Source organism: Bacteroides caccae (assembly GCF_002222615.2).
GTDB classification, from domain to species: Bacteria; Bacteroidota; Bacteroidia; order Bacteroidales; family Bacteroidaceae; genus Bacteroides; species Bacteroides caccae.
This window is the reverse complement of record NZ_CP022412.2, coordinates 977,128-998,159: the sequence shown is the minus strand read 5'-3', so window position 1 is coordinate 998,159 and position 21,032 is coordinate 977,128. Positions and strand designations below refer to the sequence as shown.

The 21,032-nt window shown below is 47.3% G+C and carries 15 protein-coding genes; 12 read left to right on the top strand and 3 right to left on the bottom strand.

Annotated features, from left to right (window positions below):
- Positions 1 to 46: 46 nt before the first annotated feature.
- A complete protein-coding gene (polA, locus tag CGC64_RS03905; RefSeq protein ID WP_005676879.1) occupies positions 47 to 2,896 on the top strand; it encodes a DNA polymerase I in 2,850 nt (949 codons plus the stop codon).
- 264 nt (positions 2,897 to 3,160) lie between these two features.
- Positions 3,161 to 3,556 carry a DUF3836 domain-containing protein gene (locus CGC64_RS03900; protein WP_005676878.1) on the top strand — a complete coding sequence of 132 codons (396 nt, stop codon included), beginning with the start codon at positions 3,161 to 3,163 and terminating at the stop codon, positions 3,554 to 3,556.
- Between the two features lie 93 nt (positions 3,557 to 3,649).
- Here CGC64_RS03900 and CGC64_RS03895 read toward each other — a convergent pair whose 3' ends face one another.
- Entirely contained in the window at positions 3,650 to 4,426 is a 777-nt protein-coding gene (locus CGC64_RS03895) for a LytR/AlgR family response regulator transcription factor (protein WP_005676877.1), read from the bottom strand.
- Positions 4,423 to 6,456, bottom strand: a complete 2,034-nt coding sequence (locus CGC64_RS03890; RefSeq protein WP_032838484.1) for a tetratricopeptide repeat-containing sensor histidine kinase — start codon at positions 6,454 to 6,456, stop codon at positions 4,423 to 4,425. The genes CGC64_RS03895 and CGC64_RS03890 overlap by 4 nt, the downstream gene beginning before the upstream one ends.
- A 121-nt stretch (positions 6,457 to 6,577) precedes the next feature.
- On the opposite strand from CGC64_RS03890, the gene CGC64_RS03885 reads away from it, so the two are divergent.
- From CGC64_RS03885 to purD, 4 genes are all read left to right on the top strand, one after another.
- On the top strand, positions 6,578 to 7,483 hold the full coding sequence (locus CGC64_RS03885; protein ID WP_005676874.1) for a serine O-acetyltransferase: 906 nt from the start codon (positions 6,578 to 6,580) through the stop codon (positions 7,481 to 7,483).
- A gap of 16 nt (positions 7,484 to 7,499) precedes the next feature.
- Entirely contained in the window at positions 7,500 to 8,969 is a 1,470-nt protein-coding gene (locus tag CGC64_RS03880; RefSeq protein ID WP_005676873.1) for a THUMP domain-containing class I SAM-dependent RNA methyltransferase, read from the top strand.
- Positions 8,970 to 9,138: 169 nt separating this feature from the next.
- On the top strand, positions 9,139 to 11,334 hold the full coding sequence (locus tag CGC64_RS03875) for a S9 family peptidase (RefSeq protein ID WP_005676872.1): 2,196 nt from the start codon (positions 9,139 to 9,141) through the stop codon (positions 11,332 to 11,334).
- 62 nt (positions 11,335 to 11,396) lie between these two features.
- Positions 11,397 to 12,671, top strand: a complete 1,275-nt coding sequence (gene purD, locus CGC64_RS03870; protein ID WP_005676871.1) for a phosphoribosylamine--glycine ligase — start codon at positions 11,397 to 11,399, stop codon at positions 12,669 to 12,671.
- Between the two features lie 103 nt (positions 12,672 to 12,774).
- On the opposite strand, the gene CGC64_RS19015 is transcribed toward purD, so the two are convergent.
- Positions 12,775 to 12,954, bottom strand: coding sequence for a hypothetical protein (locus tag CGC64_RS19015; RefSeq protein ID WP_198134677.1), 180 nt, complete (start codon positions 12,952 to 12,954; stop codon positions 12,775 to 12,777).
- 108 nt (positions 12,955 to 13,062) lie between these two features.
- On the opposite strand from CGC64_RS19015, the gene CGC64_RS03865 reads away from it, so the two are divergent.
- From CGC64_RS03865 to CGC64_RS03840, 6 genes are all read left to right on the top strand, one after another.
- Positions 13,063 to 14,073, top strand: coding sequence for a hypothetical protein (locus CGC64_RS03865; RefSeq protein WP_005676870.1), 1,011 nt, complete (start codon positions 13,063 to 13,065; stop codon positions 14,071 to 14,073).
- A complete protein-coding gene (locus CGC64_RS03860) occupies positions 14,058 to 14,537 on the top strand; it encodes a YqaA family protein (protein WP_005676868.1) in 480 nt (159 codons plus the stop codon). The genes CGC64_RS03865 and CGC64_RS03860 overlap by 16 nt, the downstream gene beginning before the upstream one ends.
- Before the next feature lie 49 nt (positions 14,538 to 14,586).
- Positions 14,587 to 15,285, top strand: a complete 699-nt coding sequence (gene mnmD / locus CGC64_RS03855) for a tRNA (5-methylaminomethyl-2-thiouridine)(34)-methyltransferase MnmD (protein ID WP_005676867.1) — start codon at positions 14,587 to 14,589, stop codon at positions 15,283 to 15,285.
- A 69-nt stretch (positions 15,286 to 15,354) separates the two neighbouring features.
- A complete protein-coding gene (locus CGC64_RS03850; RefSeq protein WP_005676866.1) occupies positions 15,355 to 16,302 on the top strand; it encodes a metal ABC transporter solute-binding protein, Zn/Mn family in 948 nt (315 codons plus the stop codon).
- Positions 16,303 to 16,316: 14 nt separating this feature from the next.
- Positions 16,317 to 17,066, top strand: coding sequence for a metal ABC transporter ATP-binding protein (locus tag CGC64_RS03845; RefSeq protein ID WP_005676865.1), 750 nt, complete (start codon positions 16,317 to 16,319; stop codon positions 17,064 to 17,066).
- 542 nt (positions 17,067 to 17,608) lie between these two features.
- On the top strand, positions 17,609 to 21,022 hold the full coding sequence (locus CGC64_RS03840) for a glycosyltransferase family 117 protein (RefSeq protein ID WP_005676863.1): 3,414 nt from the start codon (positions 17,609 to 17,611) through the stop codon (positions 21,020 to 21,022).
- Positions 21,023 to 21,032 lie beyond the last annotated feature (10 nt).

The window sequence follows — 21,032 nt, the reverse complement described above, 5'->3', positions numbered from 1 at the left end:
ATACGGTATTTTTTTGTACTTTTACCATGAAAAATTAATAAAATCTATGGAGTCAGACAATAAATTATTTCTTTTAGACGCTTATGCACTGATATACCGGGCTTATTATGCCTTTATTAAGAATCCCCGAATCAACTCAAAAGGATTCAACACTTCAGCTATTCTAGGGTTTGTCAATACCCTCGAAGAAGTATTGAAGAAGGAGAATCCCACTCATATAGGAGTGGCTTTCGACCCGGCCGGCCCTACCTTCCGCCACGAGGCTTTCGAACAATATAAAGCACAGCGTGAAGAAACTCCGGAAGCAATCCGTCTTTCCGTACCTATTATAAAAGAAATCATCCGTGCCTACCGTATCCCTATTCTGGAAGTGGCAGGCTACGAGGCTGACGACGTGATAGGAACACTCGCTACCGAAGCCGGACGCCAAGGGATTATTACTTATATGATGACCCCGGACAAAGATTACGGACAATTAGTAAGCGACAAGGTATTCATGTACCGCCCCAAACATACGGGAGGTTTTGAAGTAATGGGTGTCGATGAGGTGAAAGCCAAATTCGATATTCAGTCACCGGCACAAGTCATCGATATGCTCGGCCTAATGGGAGATTCTTCGGACAATATCCCCGGCTGCCCCGGAGTAGGAGAAAAGACAGCTCAAAAACTGATAGCCGAATTCGGAAGCATTGAGAATCTTCTGGAACATACCGACCAACTCAAGGGAGCACTGAAAACAAAAGTGGAAACGAATCGGGAAATGATTACTTTCTCAAAATTCCTCGCGACTATCAAAATCGACGTGCCTATCCAACTCGATATGGATTCGCTCGTTCGTGAGCAGGCAGACGAAGATTCGCTCCGACAGATTTTCGAGGAACTGGAATTCCGGACACTGATCGATCGCGTTCTGAAAAAAGAGAATGCCGGAAACGGAATAACAACTCCAACCGGAAACAAAACGGCAGCAGAAAAAAGTAACCTCGCCCCTCTCCCACTTTTTCCCGAGGAAGGCGGAGCCGTGCAAGGCGATTTATTTGCGAATTTTACGGGCAACGAGCCGGGCGAAGCTAAAAATTCAAATCTAGCGACGTTAGAAACGCTCAATTGTGACTACCAACTTATTGATACAGAAGAGAAAAGAACAAAAATTATTCAAAAGTTACTTACATCAAAAATTCTTTCGCTAGATACGGAAACTACCGGAACCGAACCAATGGACGCCGAATTGGTCGGAATGAGTTTTTCCATTGCCGAAAATGAAGCTTTTTATGTCCCGGTCCCCGCCGATCAGGAAGAAGCGTTAAAAATCGTCAATGAGTTCCGCCCGGTATTTGAAAATGAAAACTCATTGAAGGTCGGACAGAATATCAAGTATGATATGATCGTTCTTCAAAATTATGGAGTGCAAGTAAAAGGCCCGTTGTTCGATACAATGATCGCCCATTATGTTCTTCAACCTGAACTCCGTCACGGAATGGATTATCTTGCCGAAATCTATCTACGTTATCAGACAATCCATATTGATGAACTGATTGGTCCGAAAGGGAAGAACCAGAAAAATATGCGCGACCTCGCCCCGAAAGACGTTTATCGTTACGCCTGCGAAGATGCGGACGTAACCCTGAAACTGAAAAACGTTCTGGAAAAGGAATTAAAGGAGAATGACGCCGAGCGGCTGTTCTATGATATAGAAATGCCGCTTGTTCCGGTACTGGTTAATATCGAACGCAACGGTGTGCTGCTGGATACGGAAGCGCTGAAACAATCTTCCGCCCACTTTACGGCACAAATGGAGAATATCGAAAAGGAAATTTACGAGCTGGCAGGTGAAACGTTCAATATTGCTTCACCGAAGCAAGTCGGTGAGGTGCTGTTTGATAAATTAAGAATTGTAGAGAAGGCAAAAAAGACTAAAACCGGGCAATACGTCACTTCGGAAGAGGTGCTCGAAAGCCTTCGCCACAAACATCCTGTGGTAGAAAAGATATTAGAACACCGGGGACTGAAAAAGTTATTGGGAACATACATCGATGCACTCCCCCAACTCATCAATCCGCGTACAGGACGGGTACATACTTCTTTCAACCAAACCGTTACCGCCACGGGACGTCTTAGTTCAAGCAATCCGAACCTACAAAATATCCCGATCCGCGACGAGAACGGAAAAGAAATCCGCAAAGCATTCATCCCCGATGAAGGCTGCCTTTTCTTCTCTGCGGACTACTCACAGATTGAATTGCGCATCATGGCGCATCTGAGCGAGGATAAGAACATGATCGACGCTTTCCTCAGCAACCATGACATCCACGCTGCCACCGCCGCAAAGATTTATAAGATTGACTTGCAAGATGTAGGCTCCGATATGCGTCGCAAAGCCAAAACTGCCAATTTCGGCATTATCTATGGTATATCCGTATTCGGCCTCGCCGAACGGATGAACGTAGAACGGAAAGAAGCCAAAGAACTTATCGACGGCTATTTCGAAACCTATCCGGGAGTGAAGGCTTATATGGATAAAAGTATCCAGGTTGCACAAGAAAAAGGCTATGTGGAGACTATTTTCCACCGGAAACGCTTCTTGCCGGACATCAACTCACGAAACGCCGTTGTACGCGGATATGCGGAACGGAATGCCATTAACGCACCTATCCAGGGAAGTGCGGCAGATATTATCAAGGTGGCTATGGCACGTATCTATCAACGTTTCCAAACGGAAGGAATACAAGCCAAAATGATCCTGCAAGTACATGACGAATTGAACTTCAGTGTTCCCGTTGAAGAAAAAGAACGTGTAGAAGAAATTGTTATCGAAGAAATGGAACACGCATACCGTATGCATGTACCTCTGAAAGCTGATTGCGGGTGGGGCAAGAACTGGCTCGAAGCTCACTAACATTATTTAACTCGCTATCCGAAAGCTAGAAAAAAGATTTCTTTTTAAACGAAGTGATTCGTTCTATATCCGGCAGATTGACTGCCGGATATTTTTTTGTCACTAATCTTGGCAAAAAGCAAACTACTACCAGCACCCATGCTTGACAATTTGATAATATTTCACTCCCCAAAATGCATAAATATCAAATTAATATGTAAGTTTGCAGCGTAAAACTGGTACATCAGTAGACAAATGAAAGTATAACTTAAAACTAAAATAGCCATGAAAGCAAAAGTATCCTTAAAAATGTTCGTTTTATCCGCTGCTCTTCTTATTGCATCTTTCACCGCTTCCGCACGTAACAACGACGGTCAGTTGATTTACAATCCGATAGAAGAAAATGGCATGACAGTAGGCCAGACCGTTTACAAAATGGACGGAAATACACTTGCCAACTATATGAAGTACAATTATAAGTACGACGACAATAAACGCATGACCGAAAGCGAAGCCCTCAAATGGGACAGCAACAAGGACGAATGGGTAAAGAATTTGCGTATCAACTATATTTATGAAGGCAAGACCGTCACTACCAATTACTATAAATGGAACGCTAAAAAGCGTGCTTATGTACTGGTACCCGAGATGACTGTAACAATGGATAATACAAATATGTAACAAAAACTCTCTCTCATTCTAATATTCTAACAAAAGAGAACGCCGCTCCTGATGAAGAAGAGGCGTTTTCACTTTATATAACCGTAGGCTGTATCACAAGACATAAAACCGTTCCTGCAATTCTTTCAGATAGCTTCTGGAAATGACCAGATCACCTTTATCGTGGAAAGGCGGATAAAGTTGGCAACACTTTCCATCGATCATAGCCAGATAATTTACATTCACAATGGCCGATTGACTGATTTGTACGAAAGCCTGCGAATAACTGACGATATCCTCCGCTTTCGTGTTCCGTTTCAGGTTCAACCGGGTTTGATTAAACAGAACCACCTGCCATTGACGTTTATCTTTCAAATATTCAAAAAATCCGATTTCTTCCAGCCGTAAGAGCTTGAATCCTGTCACCGTGCTAATCATAAACATTCCCTGTTGCGGCATCAGAGCTATAATAGAAGAAGCAAAAGAGGGAGGCACCACTACAGCAGAACGCACCGCTTTCCGATAACGGTCTATGACAACTTTCAAGTCTTCCGCGCTAAAAGGTTTCAACAAGAAATCAAAAGCCGACTCACGCAAAGCCTGAAGCAGATATTTATCATAGGACGTATAGAACACAACCTTCATATCCCACAATACATCATCCTTTATCTCACTTAGCAAATTAAGCCCCAATATATCCGGAAGCTCCACATCAAGAAAGAGTAAATCCGGATGCAACTCCATAATCATCTTTTTCCCTTTTGCACCACTGCTTGCAATTCCCTTTATCTCAAATTCACGATAAGGCTCCAGTTCACGGCGCAAAGCGTCACTTGCAGAACGTTCGTCATCAATGATGACCACTTTGTACTTTTCTTCTGTATCCATCATAAATCATAAGAAAAACGAAACGGGATATATACCGAAACTAATGTACCGGTCTGTCCACTGTTTCTATTGGTTATTTCAAAACGTATTTTGTCACTCTTGTTTTTCGTATTCAGCAGTTGAATGGTCTGATACAACACCTTCAGTCCGGTACCCGTTCCCCGTGTTGCCGAAGTTACGTGCGGAAGATACCCGCGGCCGTTATCACAAATCGTAATACAGATACCATTCTTTTCATGAGAGACATGTATCGTCAACTCCTTTTCACCATCTTTCCCAACCAGTCCATGCTTGATTGCATTCTCAACCGGTATTTGTATAATCATCGAAGGAATCATCACACGACTTGCATCCAGTCCTTCCTCCACTGTAACCGTTGCCGTAAAATCTTCGCCGACGCGTCCTCTTTCGAGATTAATATACGAACGTACAAAATCCAGCTCGTCTTGTAAGGAAACACTTAGTTTTTCCGTCAGTTCAAGACTGCGTCGGAGATATTTAACCAGCTCCAACAGGTTATTCTTCACATCTTCCGACCCCGTGAACTGATTAATCTCACGTCCCAATACATTGAAAGTGAAATGGGGGGAAATCCGGCTCCGCAGGTTCTCCATGCGGACACGGTTGATTTGCCGGAAAAAGCGTTCACGAAGAAATTCTCTTTTCTTCCGCATATACCAGATGATACCGCCTGTTCCTGCAACTAGCAGCACACAAACAAGTACCCATATATAAACGCTCAACTTCAAAGCTTTCACTTCACCTGCCTGCCGTTGAATCTGCATTTCTTTCCGCAATACAATAGTGTCCTGACGATAGCGCATATCCAGTTCTGCGACACGTGTCTGTACCCGTTCGCTACGGATAGAATCATCCAGACGACAGTCACGCTTCAAATATTCATAAGCACGGCGGTAGTCGCCGGCACGCTCGAAGTAATGCTGGAGATATTGGTTGCGTATTGTCAGCATATTGGCATCAAGATGTCCCACAGGAGCGGTACGTTCTATCATTTTATGAGCTAGCGCCATATTTCCTTTCTGTAACGCCAGTTCAATCATTTGAGTTTCGATATAGTATACAGCCGAGTTATGCTGAATTTCCGAAAAGAAACGATAACTCTCGTCCAAGCATATCTGTGCTGAATCCAAGTTATTGGTCAACAAGTATAATTCTCCCAGGTTTACTTTGATAAAGTTCTGTTCAAACACCATTTGGGGGTGGGCGGAGACTAAGGCATTGGCTCTGCGCATATAGTTCAATGCTTCCTGATAATTCTTCCTGTAATAATAATGATTTCCGCGATTGTTGAGATAGGTCCAACGTTCTCCCACATTCATTTCGTCAAAGAATTTTCCTGCCAGCTCATAATAATGGTTGGACAAATCGAAGTCGCGCAAGTCCATATAAGTTTGTCCCAAACCGTAATAGACAGGGAATTTCGTATGTTCGGACAATCTCAGAGAATCGCAGAGAAACAAGGCGCGGCGGTAATAAGAGGCAGTGTGCGCCAAGTCACTGCGATGCAGGCAGGCGTCAGCCATATTGATACAAATGTCGGGAAGAAGGTGCAGGCGCTTTCCTTTCAGACGATATGCATACGCCTTTTGATAATCAAGTATGGCAGAATCGGGACGGTTCAACTGCATCCAAACGTTTCCTTCAACATTATAAACATCGGCCAGGACATCGTTCCAGCGAGGACACTCGGAAACATTGCGGGAGAATTGCTTAACCTGTCGATTGTAATAAAGTATGGAGTCAAAATCAGAAGAAACAAAGAAGGTTTTACCATAAAGGGCGAGCAGACGATAATACACTTGTGAGTCTTGCACTTGCACCAGCGCGTCACGTACCTGCGAACGGGAATAAAGTACATTGGAGAAAAGAGAATCCTGAACGCGGACTTCGAGAGAATCGACAAGTTCCTGCTCACAAAAAGGCTTATGGCGATGCCTGTCAGCACACCCGCAATACAACAATATCAAAAGCCCGAACAAGCCAAACAGCTTCATAGTAGTCCTCCCATTCATCAACCCCTTATTCATGTCATGTTTTGAATGTGACAAAAATACATTATTTATCCTGAATCCCAACCAATTTTATTATTTTTTTAATACCTTTGTCCCCATATAAATATGAGCAACTGACCTAATGAGTCCACTGAACTTCACCCACATTTTGACACAGGCAGTCGATGAGCTATCGGAAAGCGAATCTTACAAAGGACTGTTTCATCAACACAAAGATGGCGAACCACTGCCCTCTGCTAAAGTCTTGTATGAAATTATCGAGCTTTCACGCTCTATCTTATTTCCCGGATATTACGGAAATTCCACTATCAACAGCCGGACAATCAATTACCACATCGGTGTAAATATTGAGAAGTTATTTGATTTGCTTACCGAGCAAATCCTTGCCGGATTGTGTTTTGGAACCAGTATAGAAGGAAGATGTAATGCCTGCTCCGATTCCAAGAGAGAAGAAGCAGCCCGCCTTGCCGCCAAGTTTATCAGCAAATTGCCTGTCATGCGCAGAGTGCTGGCAACCGACGTAGAAGCCGCCTATAACGGCGACCCTGCCGCCGAAAGTTATGGCGAAGTTATTTTCTGCTATCCCGCTATCAAAGCCATCAGTAACTACCGCATCGCGCATGAGCTACTGGAACTGGGTGTCCCCCTGATTCCGCGTATCATTACGGAAATGGCGCACAGCGAAACAGGTATTGATATTCATCCGGCCGCCAAGATTGGCAGTCACTTCACGATCGACCACGGCACAGGTGTGGTAATCGGCGCAACGAGTATCATCGGAAACAACGTCAAACTCTATCAGGGCGTCACTCTGGGAGCCAAGAGTTTCCCGCTGGATGCGGATGGAAAGCCAATCAAAGGCATCCCGCGCCACCCGATACTGGAAGACAATGTAATCGTTTATTCCAACGCCACTATCCTGGGAAGAATCACTATCGGACGCGATGCAACCGTAGGCGGTAATATCTGGGTGACGGAGAACGTCCCCGCAGGAGCAAGAATCGTACAAACCAAAGCAAAAAAATAAAACCAAATAACTATATATGAACGAACAATTCGAGATGATTGCCAAGACCTTCCAGGGACTGGAGGAGATACTTGCAGAAGAGCTGACAGCACTAGGAGCCAACGACATTCAAATAGGCCGCCGAATGGTGTCATTCACAGGAGATAAGCGTATGATGTATAAGGCTAATTTCTGCCTCCGTACTGCTATCCGTATTCTTAAACCGATCAAGAACTTTACGGCAAAGGATGCCGACGAAGTTTACAATGAAATACAGGCAATTCCTTGGGAGGAATATCTCGACGTAAACAAGACATTTGCAATAGATGCAGTAGTATTCAGCGAAGAATTCCGCCATTCGAAGTTTGTTTCGTACAAGGTGAAAGATGCAATCGTGGATTATTTCCGTGAAAAGACAGGCAAACGCCCGTCTGTACGCATCAGCAATCCGGACGTATTGTTGAATATCCATATCGCACAAACGACCTGCACCTTGTCTTTGGACTCGTCCGGTGAATCACTTCACCGGCGCGGTTACCGCCAGGAAGCCGTAGAAGCTCCGTTGAACGAGGTATTGGCTGCCGGTATGATTCTGATGACCGGCTGGCGGGGAGAATGTGACTTGATTGATCCGATGTGCGGTTCGGGTACTATTCCAGTGGAAGCTGCATTGATAGCAAGAAACATCGCTCCGGGCGTATTCCGTAAGGGATTTGCATTTGAGAAATGGGTGGATTTCGATGCGGATATGTTCGACGAGCTTTACAATGACGACAGTCAGGAGCGTGAATTTACACATAAAATTTACGGATACGACAACAATCCGAAAGCGAACGAAATAGCAACTCATAACATAAAGGCAGCGGGGGTATCGAAAGATGTCGTACTGAAACTGCAACCGTTCCAGCAATTCGAACAGCCGAAAGAGAAGTCTGTCATCATCACCAACCCTCCTTATGGAGAGCGTATTTCCACCAATGATTTACTCGGACTATACCAAATGATTGGCGAGCGCCTGAAACACGCGTTTGTAGGAAACGAGGCATGGGTTCTCTCCTACCGGGAAGAGTGTTTCGACCAGATTGGTTTGAAAGCCAGCCAAAAGGTTCCTTTGTTCAACGGGCCACTGGAATGTGAATTCCGCAAATATGAAATCTTTGACGGAAAATACAAGGAGTTCAAGAGTCAGGAAGAAGCAGGAGAAGAAAAGAAAGAGACGGAAGGAGAACAAGAGTCTAAGTTCAGGGAAAGAAAAGAATATAAACCTCGTCGGGAAGGAGAATTCAAACCCCGTAGAGAAAGTGAGTTCAGGCCGCGTCGGGAAGGTGACTCCAGACCTCGCAGAGAAGGAGAATACAAGCCGCGCCGGGAAGAAGGAGAATTCAAGCGGGAAGGAAACAGAGAGAGAAAACCGCAGGGAGAATTCCGTAGCCGAAGAGACCCGAAAGCTCCGAGAGAGTTCAAAGGAAATCGGGAACCGAGGATTCCGAAGAAGGAAGAGGAGTAAACAAGCGTTAATAGTTAATTGCACATTCACAAGAAATTAGCAACGAAAAGCAATTTAATGGATTATTCAATGCTTTTGCCAAGTTGGGTGCTGCTATTCGGATAAAGAGCACTTCTTTGGACAGAGTAAAAATAAAAGGATTTAAAAACAAATAATAAAGAAAAGAGCAATGAGTAAAGTTGGAAAAAGAGCCTTCCTTTTGTTGTTGGCAATCCCAATTGTAATCAATGTTATGGCACAAGAAACCAAGAAACCGACACTGGAAGACCTGATTCCGGGCGGTGAAAGTTATCGTTATGCAGAAAACCTGTACGGGCTGCAATGGTGGGGCGACGAGTGTATTAAACCCGGCATCGACACCATCTATTCTATCCAGCCGCAAATAGGCAAAGAAACAATGCTCATCACCCGTGAGCAAATCAACAAAGCGCTTGCAGAAGACAAGTCAGGAAAGTTATCCCACTTGTATTCCGTACGTTTCCCATGGGCGGAAAAGCCGCAAATGTTACTGAACATAGCCGGAAAATACATCGTATATGATTTCAAGAACAACCGAATTGTCAGCAGTCGCAAGCCTAAAGCCAAAGCGGAAAACGAAGACTACTGCACCGCTAATGGAAATGTAGCCTATACAATCGGCAACAATCTATACGTAAACGAACAGGCGGTGACGAACGAGCCCGAAGGCATCGTCTGCGGCCAGTCCGTACACCGCAATGAGTTCGGTATCAACAAAGGTACATTCTGGAGCCCGAAAGGTAATCTGCTCGCCTTCTACCGTATGGATGAAAGTATGGTGACTCAATACCCGCTTGTAGACATTACCGCACGTGTGGGCGAAGTGAACAATGTCCGCTATCCAATGGCAGGAATGACCAGCCACCAAGTGAAGGTAGGTATCTACAACCCCGCAACGGGCAAAAGCATTTACCTGGATGCAGGCGACCCTACCGACCGCTACTTTACGAACATCAGTTGGGCACCGGACGAGAAGAGCCTCTACCTGATTGAAGTAAACCGCGACCAGAACCATGCCAAACTTTGCCAATACAACGTAGAAACAGGCAAGCTGACAAAGGTGCTCTACGAAGAAACTCACCCGAAATACGTAGAGCCGCAAAACCCGATTATATTCTTGCCGTGGGATACCAGCAAATTCATTTATCAGAGCCAGCGCGATGGATACAATCACCTCTATTTGTTTGATACCAAAGCAAGCATTTACGGTGACCTTCAGGAAGGAACCGGCGGCGCCCAATATCGCGAATCAGTGAAGGTAAAACAGTTGACTAAAGGCAACTGGCTGGTAAAAAACATATTAGGCTTCAACGCTAAGCGGAAAGAAGTTATCTTCACCGCCATAGAGGGCTTGAGAAGCGGTCATTTCGCAGTAAACGTGAACAACGGAAAGATGAGCTGCCCGTTCGATAGCAGCAAAGAGAGTGAACACAACGGAGTGCTCAACGCTTCCGGAACGTTCCTTATCGACCGTTATTCCACTAAAGACCAGCCCCGCATCATCAATCTGGTAGATACAAAGAACTTCAAAGAAACCGTAAACCTGCTGACTGCCAAAGACCCGTATGAAGGTTATCAAATGCCAAGTATTGAAACCGGGACAATCAAAGCGGCCGACGGCACAACCTACCTTCACTACCGCCTGATGAAGCCGGCAAACTTTGACCCGAACAAGAAATATCCAACCATTATTTACGTCTACGGAGGTCCTCATGCCCAATGTGTCACCGGAGGCTGGCAGAATGGCGCACGTGGCTGGGACACGTATATGGCCAACAAAGGCTATATCATGTTTACGATCGACAATCGTGGCAGCAGTAACCGCGGACTGGAGTTTGAGAACGCCACCTTCCGTCGCCTCGGCATTGAAGAAGGCAAAGACCAGGTAAAAGGTGTCGAATTCCTGAAATCCCTCCCTTACGTAGACGGCGGACGCATCGGCGTGCACGGCTGGAGCTTTGGAGGGCACATGACCACTGCCTTGTTGCTCCGTTACCCGGAAATATTCAAAGTAGGCGTAGCCGGTGGCCCTGTCATCGACTGGGGATATTATGAAGTGATGTACGGCGAACGCTATATGGACACACCGGAAACCAATCCTGAAGGTTACAAGGAATGCAACCTGAAAAACCTCGCGGGTCAGTTGAAAGGTCATCTGCTGATTATCCATGACGACCATGACGACACTTGCGTGCCTCAACACACCTTGTCGTTCATGAAAGCTTGTGTAGACGCCCGCACCTACCCCGACCTGTTCATCTACCCGTGCCACAAGCACAACGTATCAGGTCGCGACCGTGTACATCTGCACGAAAAAATCACCCGGTACTTTGAGCAGAACCTGTAAAAAGCGGCTGCTTATCCATACCTAATCAAACGTATAACAGTATAACTTATAACAGTATAAAGATGAAGATTTTATTACTAGGCTCGGGCGGCCGCGAACATGCACTGGCATGGAAAATTGCCCAAAGTCCGAAAGTTGAGAAGCTGTATATTGCTCCGGGAAATGCCGGAACAACTGCCGTAGGCGAAAATGTCAACATCAAGGCTACTGATTTTGAAGCTATCAGCGCTTTCGCCCTGAAGGAAGACATCGCCATGGTCGTAGTAGGTCCCGAAGATCCGTTGGTAAAAGGAATCTACGACTACTTCCAGAACCGCCCCGAACTTAAACACATCGCTGTTATCGGTCCCTCCGCACAGGGAGCCGAACTGGAAGGAAGCAAGGAATTTGCAAAAGGCTTCATGATGCGTCACAACATCCCGACAGCCCGTTACAAAAGTATCACTTCCGCAACTATTGAAGAAGGTTTGGCCTTCCTCGAAACATTGGAAGCTCCTTATGTACTGAAAGCCGACGGCCTCTGTGCCGGAAAAGGCGTACTGATTCTCCCCACGCTGGACGAAGCCAAAAAGGAACTGAAAGAAATGCTCGGCGGTATGTTCGGCTCTGCATCGGCAACAGTTGTCATTGAAGAGTTCCTGAGCGGTATCGAGTGTTCCGTATTTGTCCTGACCGACGGTGAAAACTATAAAGTCCTCCCCGTAGCAAAAGACTACAAACGTATCGGTGAAGGCGACAAAGGTCTGAATACAGGGGGCATGGGTAGCGTAACCCCTGTTCCGTTTGCCGACGAAGTGTTCATGGAGAAAGTACGCACCCGCATCATCGAGCCGACAATCAACGGCCTGAAAGAAGAGAATATCGTCTACAAAGGTTTCATCTTCCTCGGATTAATCAATGTGAAAGGTGAGCCAATGGTGATCGAATACAACGTCCGTATGGGCGACCCGGAAACAGAAAGCGTCATGCTCCGCATTCAGAGCGATATCGTGGAACTGCTGGAAGGCACTGCCGCAGGCAACCTGAACGAAAAGACACTCGTTATGGACCCGCGTTCGGCAGGTTGTGTGATTCTCGTCAGCGGCGGTTACCCGGAAGCTTATGAGAAAGGATTCCCGATCAGCGGACTGGAACAGGCTGCCGCTACGGAAAGTATCATTTTCCATGCCGGAACAGCTATGAAAGACGGCCAAGTAGTTACAAACGGAGGACGCGTTATCGCTGTCTGCTCCTATGGAGCTACTAAAGAAGAAGCGTTGGCACAGAGCTACAAAGTAGCGGACATGATTAACTTCGACAAGAAGTACTTCCGCCGCGACATCGGCTTCGACCTATAACTGCCGGCGTAGCGCCGAAGCAAGGCTTCCATTCGACGGCATTGTTTCAAATGAGAGGCGATGTTTATTCTAGAGAAGAGACGATGTCAACGCTAGATAAGAATCACCTTGGTAAAGCCACGCTAGAGGCAAATCTATCTCCATTCTCCTCCTTCGGGAAGGAGGAGTACCCGTAGGGGGAGGTGGTAGGTGAATACATAAGTCTATTATTAAAACAGATAGGCGCACCTACCACCCCGGCTTTCAGCCACCCCTCCTTCCCGCCGGAAGGAGGGGAAGCCATTCGGAGAAAACCATTCGGAAAGAAAGGAAATAAAGGGAGAGAAGGGAAAGAAACTATAGAAACCACAGAAGAAACAGAAGCAACAAAAAAATAATTGAACGAGATTAAATGAGAAATAAAAAGCTGCAAGGTCAAGTAACAGCAGGGCGGTGGACGCTGCCTATCGTTGTCTTTATCTGTACCCTCTGTTGGGTACTGACATCCTTTTTACTGCCCGACCTCACAGCCTCAACAGTGGAAGACAGCACTCTCTCCCTCTGGCAATCCGCCCGCGACTTGTTACTTCCCGCATGGGCCGAACGACTTGTCAGCTATCTGATTTATGCCGTTATCGGTTATAGCCTGATAGAGTTGAACAACCGTTTCGGCATTATCCGTATGCGGGCATCCATGCAGACAGCCATATACTTTCTGTTGGTCACTATCTGCCCGGAAATGCACTTGCTATATGCAGGAGACATTGCAGCCCTTGCTTTCCTGTTCTCCATTTATTTCCTGTTCAAAAGTTATCAGCAGCCGCAGGCAGCAGGCTATTTATTTTATTCCTTCCTTTTCATCGGAGCGGGAAGCCTGCTTTTCCCCCAACTCACCTTCCTTTCGGTACTCTGGATATTCGAAGCTCACCGTTTTCAGGCACTCAAGCCCCGTAGTTTCTGCGGTGCGCTCTTAGGCTGGGTACTGCCTTACTGGTTCCTGTTCGGGCACGCCTTCTTCTACAATCAAATGGAGTTATTCTACCGTCCGTTTACCGAACTGGTAACTTTCGGCAAGCCCTTCGACCTGCAAATTCTCCAACCTTGGGAATTGGCGGTTCTCGGCTATTTACTTGTACTGTTCATTGTCAGCGCCGCCCATTGCATCATCGCAGGATTTGAAGACAAGATACGCACTCGTGCCTATCTGCAATTTCTTATCGACCTGAATATCTTCCTCTTCCTGCTCATAGCTTTGCAGCCAACCTATTGTGCCAATCTGTTGCCGTTGCTCATGATAAGCAGCAGCATCCTGATCGGACATTTTTTCGTACTGACCAACAGCAAGACATCGAACGTGTTCTTCATAATCTCGCTGGTCAGTCTCATCCTCCTATTCAGTTTTAATATATGGACGCTTTTATAGACTCAACAATACAACTCCTCATCGAATGGGGATTACCGGGATTATTCATCTCGGCTTTACTGGCCGGCAGCATCGTGCCTTTCAGTTCCGAACTGGTACTGGTGGCACTCGTCAAACTCGGCCTGCCCCCTACCGCCTGCCTGATATCCGCCGCACTCGGCAACACGGTAGGCGGAATGACCTGTTACTATATGGGACGTCTGGGCAAAATAAGCTGGATAGAGAAATATTTCAAGGTAAAGAAAGAAAAGGTAGACAAAATGGTGAACTTCCTGCAAGGGAAAGGAGCACTTATGGCATTTTTCGCCTTCCTTCCGGCTATCGGTGAAGTTATCTCCATTGCACTGGGATTTATGCGAAGCAATATATGGCTTACGGTAGCTTCCATGTTTGCCGGCAAGTTGATACGTTACATCCTTCTCCTGTATGTGCTGGAAAGTGCATGGAATGTGGTAGCAGGATAAATGTTTCATTAAGTAATCAAGCAATAAGTATCAGATAGCAAGTTATACGATGAAAAGAATAATCGAGAAGACCGATGACGGGAGCACTACCCTGTTTGTTCCGGAATTGAATGAGCATTATCATTCAACGAAAGGGGCACGCACGGAGTCCCAGCACATTTTCATCAATATGGGACTGAAAGCCTCCACCGCCACCACCCCTCACATTCTGGAAATAGGTTTCGGAACAGGTCTGAACGCCTGGCTCACCCTCGAAGAAGCAGAAAAAAGCGGGAGGAATGTATACTATACAGGTCTGGAACTCTATCCCCTGGAATGGCAACTCGTAGAGCAACTGGGGTATATTTCCGCCAACGAACAACTAATGACAGGCGACAACCAGTGTCCGGCCCACGAGTTATTCAAACAGCTTCATACCTCCCCGTGGGAAGAAGACGTACCGATTACCCCTCACTTCACCCTACGAAAAGTACAAAAAGACTTTAATAAGCTGGAAACAGAGACAGAAGGGTGGAAAGCAGACGTGATTTACTTCGACGCCTTCGCACCGGAAAAGCAGCCGGAGATGTGGTCGCAAGAACTATTCAACCGCCTTTATGTTTTATTAAATAACGGCGGAATCCTGACGACTTATTGTGCCAAAGGAGTCGTCAGGCGAATGTTGCAGGCCGCAGGATTCATCGTGGAACGTCTTCCCGGCCCTCCAGGAGGAAAACGGGAAATACTGCGGGCCCGGAAACAAGAATAAGAACTTAAAAACGAAAACAAGAATAAGTAAAACAAGATAAGTAAGAACAACCCGAAAATACAACAAGTCATGAAAAAGCAACTAATAGATATGAAGACCCTGCTTATCATCGGCTCCTGCCTCCTACTGGCAGCGTGCACCGGACGAACGTCCCAAAGCGGTACTGAGGAAAAGCCGGTCATTACCGTCACACTCGAACCGCAACGCTATTTCACGGAAGCCATTGCAGGCGACAAGTTCACGGTAGTCAGCATGGTCCCCAAAGGTTCCAGCCCGGAAACATACGACCCGGTTCCGCAGCAACTCGTATCCCTTGGCGACAGCAAAGCCTACTTCCGCATCGGTTACATCGGCTTCGAACAGGCCTGGATGGACCGTCTGATGAACAATGCCCCTCATATCCAAGTGTTCGACACCTCCAAAGGAATAGACCTGATTCTGAACGACAACGAACATGGCAACGGATATCATGACCATGAAGGTCACAATCATCCAGGTCACAGTCATGCCGTAGAGCCACATATATGGAACTCGACCGCCAACGCCCTCATCCTTGCCGGAAATACGTATAAAGCGCTCTGCACCCTTGATAAAGCCAATGAGCTTTATTACAGGAACCGGTACGACTCCCTCTACCAACGCATCCAGCAAACGGACAGTCTGATTCGTCAACAACTCTCCGCACCGAACGCCGCCAAATCCTTTATGATTTACCACCCGGCCCTCTCCTACTTTGCCCGTGACTACGGACTGCACCAGATTTCTATCGAAGAAGGAGGCAAAGAACCCTCTCCCGCCCACCTGAAAGAGCTGATAGACCTCTGCAAAGCGGAAGACGTGCGTGTAATCTTCGTCCAACCGGAGTTTGACAAGCGCAATGCGGAAACTATCGCGCAGCAGACCGGTACCAAAGTAGTTCCTATCAACCCTCTCAGCTACGACTGGGAAACAGAAATGCTGAATGTAGCCAAAGCTCTCGCCCCGGCCGAGACAAAGGAACAAACAGTCAGACAGTGATATCAGAAAAGCCAATGACGAAGCCAATTATCGAAATAAAAAACCTATCCGCCGGATACGACGGCCGCAATGTTCTCCATGACATCAACCTTGCCGTCTACGAACGGGACTTCCTCGGAATTATCGGTCCGAACGGAGGCGGGAAGACAACGCTTGTAAAGTGCATCCTCGGTCTGCTAAAGCCCACCGGAGGGGAAATTAGTTTCAACTGTAAGCCTTCTTTGGGCTACCTGCCTCAATACAGCACGATCGATCGGAAATTTCCCATATCAGTGGAGGAAGTAATCCTTTCCGGACTCAGCATACAGAAGTCACTGACCTCCCGTTTCACCCCCGAACAAAAGGAGAAGGGCAAGCAAATTATTGCCCGCATGGGGCTCGAAGGACTCGAACACCGTGCTATCGGGCAATTAAGCGGCGGACAGTTACAACGCGCGCTTCTGGGACGCGCCATAATCTCCGACCCTTCCGTGCTTATTCTGGACGAACCCAGCACGTATATCGACAAGCGTTTCGAAGCACGCCTCTACGAGTTGCTGGCGGAAATTAATAAAGAATGTGCCATTATCCTTGTCAGTCACGACATCGGCACGGTGCTGCAACAGGTGAAATCTATCGCCTGTGTCAACGAAACTCTGGATTATCATCCCGATACGGGGGTCACCACCGAATGGTTGGAAAAGAACTTTAACTGTCCTATCGAACTGCTCGGACACGGGACGCTGCCGCACCGTATTCTGGGTGAACATCATCATCACCACTAGCCGTTCGCTGTGGAGGGGTGGACAGGTAGATACATAATGCTGATAATCTATTAATTTACGCATGCACCTACCACCTCCCCCTACGGGTATCCTCTTTCCAGAAGGAGGAGAATATAGATAGTATCAGCTTTAAAGTTCCTTTATAAGGACGGTATCAATGGATTAGAGCGGCGGTATTGTTAGCTTGCCACGGCCGTGGTAGGTATTCGTCACGGGCGTGGAGAGATCTTTCCACAGCCATGGCAGGAAGTCTCCACGGCTGTGGCAATCCAATGATAGCGGTAGTGTAATGTAACTTTCCTTACTTGTTTTCTCATGTTTGCCGGCTCTTCTACTTATATAATGCGGCTTCACAGCAGAGTTTTCATTACGGTTCTTCCTCACCCCTATCAGGGCTTTTCCCAACCGCCGCAGGGACATAAGATAGCGTAAATCATCTTCCCGTTACTTAATATTTCTTACTTTCTACCTCATTATCCTTACAAATCACTATCTTTGCGACCGCATAACCTGTTTTTAACGAATAAACTACGATAGTGCTAATGAAACAGTACAGAACCGTAAACAACCTCATGGGTTGGCTTACATTCATCATTGCGGCAACGGTTTATTGCCTGACAATAGAACCGACTGCAAGTTTCTGGGATTGCCCCGAGTTTATAACTACCGGCTACAAACTGGAAGTCGGTCACCCGCCCGGCGCACCTTTCTTCATGCTAATGGCGAACCTGTTCACCCAGTTTGCCTCCGATGTGACCACCGTGGCAAAAATGGTGAATTATATGAGTGCCCTGATGAGCGGTGCCTGTATCCTGTTCCTTTTCTGGAGCATCACCCACCTGGTTCGCAAACTGATTATCACCGATGAAAACAATATTACCAAAGGCCAGCTTGTCACCATTATGGGTAGCGGATTGGTCGGTGCACTGGTTTATACATTCAGTGACACATTCTGGTTCTCGGCCGTAGAAGGCGAAGTATACGCTTTCTCCTCCCTGTTCACCGCCGTTGTTTTCTGGCTGATACTGAAGTGGGAAGACGTAGCCGACCAGCCTCACAGCGACCGTTGGATTATCCTCATCGCCTACCTGACCGGTTTGAGTATCGGCGTACACTTGCTCAACTTGCTTTGTTTGCCCGCTATCGTGCTGGTTTACTATTATAAGAAAACTCCGAATGCCACCGCAAAAGGTTCATTGCTTGCCCTTTTCGGTTCCATGGTGCTCGTGGCAGCCGTGCTCTACGGCATTGTGCCGGGTATCGTGAAAGTAGGCGGCTGGTTCGAACTGTTGTTTGTCAACGGATTGGGAATGCCGTTCAACACCGGAGTAGTGGTCTATATCATCCTGCTTGCAGCAGCGCTGATCTGGGGTGTTTACGAAAGTTACACGCAAAAGAGCAAGGCGCGCATGGCTGTCTCCTTTATCCTGACGATTGCCCTGCTCGGTATCCCGTTCTACGGACATGGAGCCAGCAGTATCCTCATCGGTATCCTCGTAATCGGCGTATTGGCTATCTATCTTGCCCCGCAGATGCAGGAAAAGATGAAAGAGAAATGGCGTATTTCGGCGCGCACGCTGAACACGACATTGCTGTGCACGATGATGATCGTTATCGGCTATTCGTCTTATGCACTGATCGTTATCCGCTCTACTGCCAACACGCCCATGGACCAGAACTCACCGGAAGATATCTTCACGCTGGGCGAATACCTCGGTCGTGAGCAATATGGCACACGCCCGTTGTTCTACGGCCCTGCTTTCTCCTCCAAAGTGGCACTCGACGTAAAAGACGGTTATTGCATTCCCCGCCAGTCGGAAACAGGCAGCAAGTATGTCCGCAAGGAAAAGACTTCGCCGGACGAAAAAGACTCTTATATCGAACTCCCCGGACGTATCGAGTATGAATACGCACAGAATATGCTTTTCCCGCGTATGTACAGTTCCTCGCACGCCCCGCTCTACAAGCAATGGGTTGACATCAAGGGACATGACGTACCTTACGACCAATGCGGAGAAATGGTCATGGTGAATATGCCTACCCAATGGGAGAACATCAAGTTCTTCTTCTCCTACCAGTTGAACTTCATGTACTGGCGTTACTTCATGTGGAACTTCGCCGGACGCCAGAACGACATTCAGGGTAGCGGAGAAATAGAACACGGCAACTGGATTACCGGTATTCCGTTCATCGATAACCTGCTCGTAGGCAATCAGGAATTCCTGCCGCAGGACCTCAAGAATAACAAAGGACACAATGTATTCTACTGCCTGCCGTTGCTGCTCGGACTGATCGGGCTTTTCTGGCAAGCCTACCACAGTCAGCGTGGTATCCAGCAGTTCTGGGTAGTATTCTTCCTGTTCTTCATGACGGGTATCGCCATTGTGCTCTACCTCAACCAGACGCCTGCACAGCCTCGTGAACGAGATTATGCATACGCCGGTTCATTCTATGCCTTTGCCATCTGGGTAGGTATGGGTGTGGCAGGTGTTATCCGACTATTGCGGGAGTACTGCAAGATGCAGGAACTTCCTGCCGCTGCTCTGGCTTCCGTTCTCTGCCTGTTTGTCCCCATTCAAATGGCAGGACAGACGTGGGACGACCACGACCGTAGCGGCCGCTTCGTAGCCCGCGACTTCGGCCAGAACTATTTGATGACCCTGCAGGAATCAGGAAACCCGATTATCTACACCAACGGTGATAACGATACCTTCCCTCTGTGGTACAACCAGGAAACGGAAGGCTTCCGTACCGATGCCCGCACTTGTAACCTGAGTTACTTGCAGACCGACTGGTACATCGACCAGATGAAGCGTCCGGCATACGATTCGCCCTCTCTCCCTATCACATGGGACCGCGTCCAATACGTGGAAGGACAGAACGAGTATATCTCTATCCGCCCGGAAATGAAGAAGCTCATCGACAACTACTTCAAGCAGGCCGAAGAACTGGCAGCACAGGGAGACACCACCGTATTGTCTCTCGTCCACTCTATCTTCGGAGAGAACCCGTATGAACTGAAGGAGATTATCAACCGCTGGATGCTCGGCAAGAACGACCAACTGAAGGAGCTGCTCAAGAAAAGCGGACAGGGAATCGAACTTCCTCTGATCCCGACGGACAGTATCGTGATGAAAGTGGATGCGGAAGCCGTGCGCCGTTCCGGCATGAAGATACCGGAAGCCTTGGGTGACTCTATCCCCGAATATATGACTATCTCGCTGAAAGACGCCAACGGCAACCCGAAACGCGCGCTTTACAAGAGCGAACTGATGATGCTCGAAATGCTGGCCAACGCCAACTGGGAACGCCCGATCTATATGGCAATAACCGTAGGCAGCGAAAACCACCTCGGCATGGATAACCACTTCGTTCAGGAAGGTCTTGCCTACCGCTTCACTCCGTTCGAGACGGACAAGCTGAACAGCAAAATCGACAGTGAAAAGATGTACGACAACCTGATGAACAAGTTCAAGTTCGGCGGTATCGACAAGCCGGGAATCTACATCGACGAGAACGTGATGCGTATGTGCTACACACACCGCCGCATCTTCACGCAACTGGTGGGACAACTCATCAAGGAAGGCAAAAAAGACAAGGCGCTTGCCGCCCTCGACTATGCCGAAAAGATGATTCCGTCGTCCAACGTACCGTACGACTGGGCCAACGGGGCTTTCCAAATGGCAGAAGCCTACTATCAGTTGGGACAGACAGAGAAAGCGAACAAGATTATCGACGAACTTGCCAACAAGTCGCTCGAATACATGGTCTGGTACCTGAGTCTGACCGACTACCAACTCTCCATTGCCAGCGAAAACTTCATGTACAATGCAGGATTGCTTGACGCGGAAGTACGCCTAATGGAGAAATACAAATCAGAAGAACTTGCAAAACACTACTCCGAACAGCTCGACCAACTATACAACGAGTATGTGACGAGAATGAAAGGGAAATAAATTAAGCAAT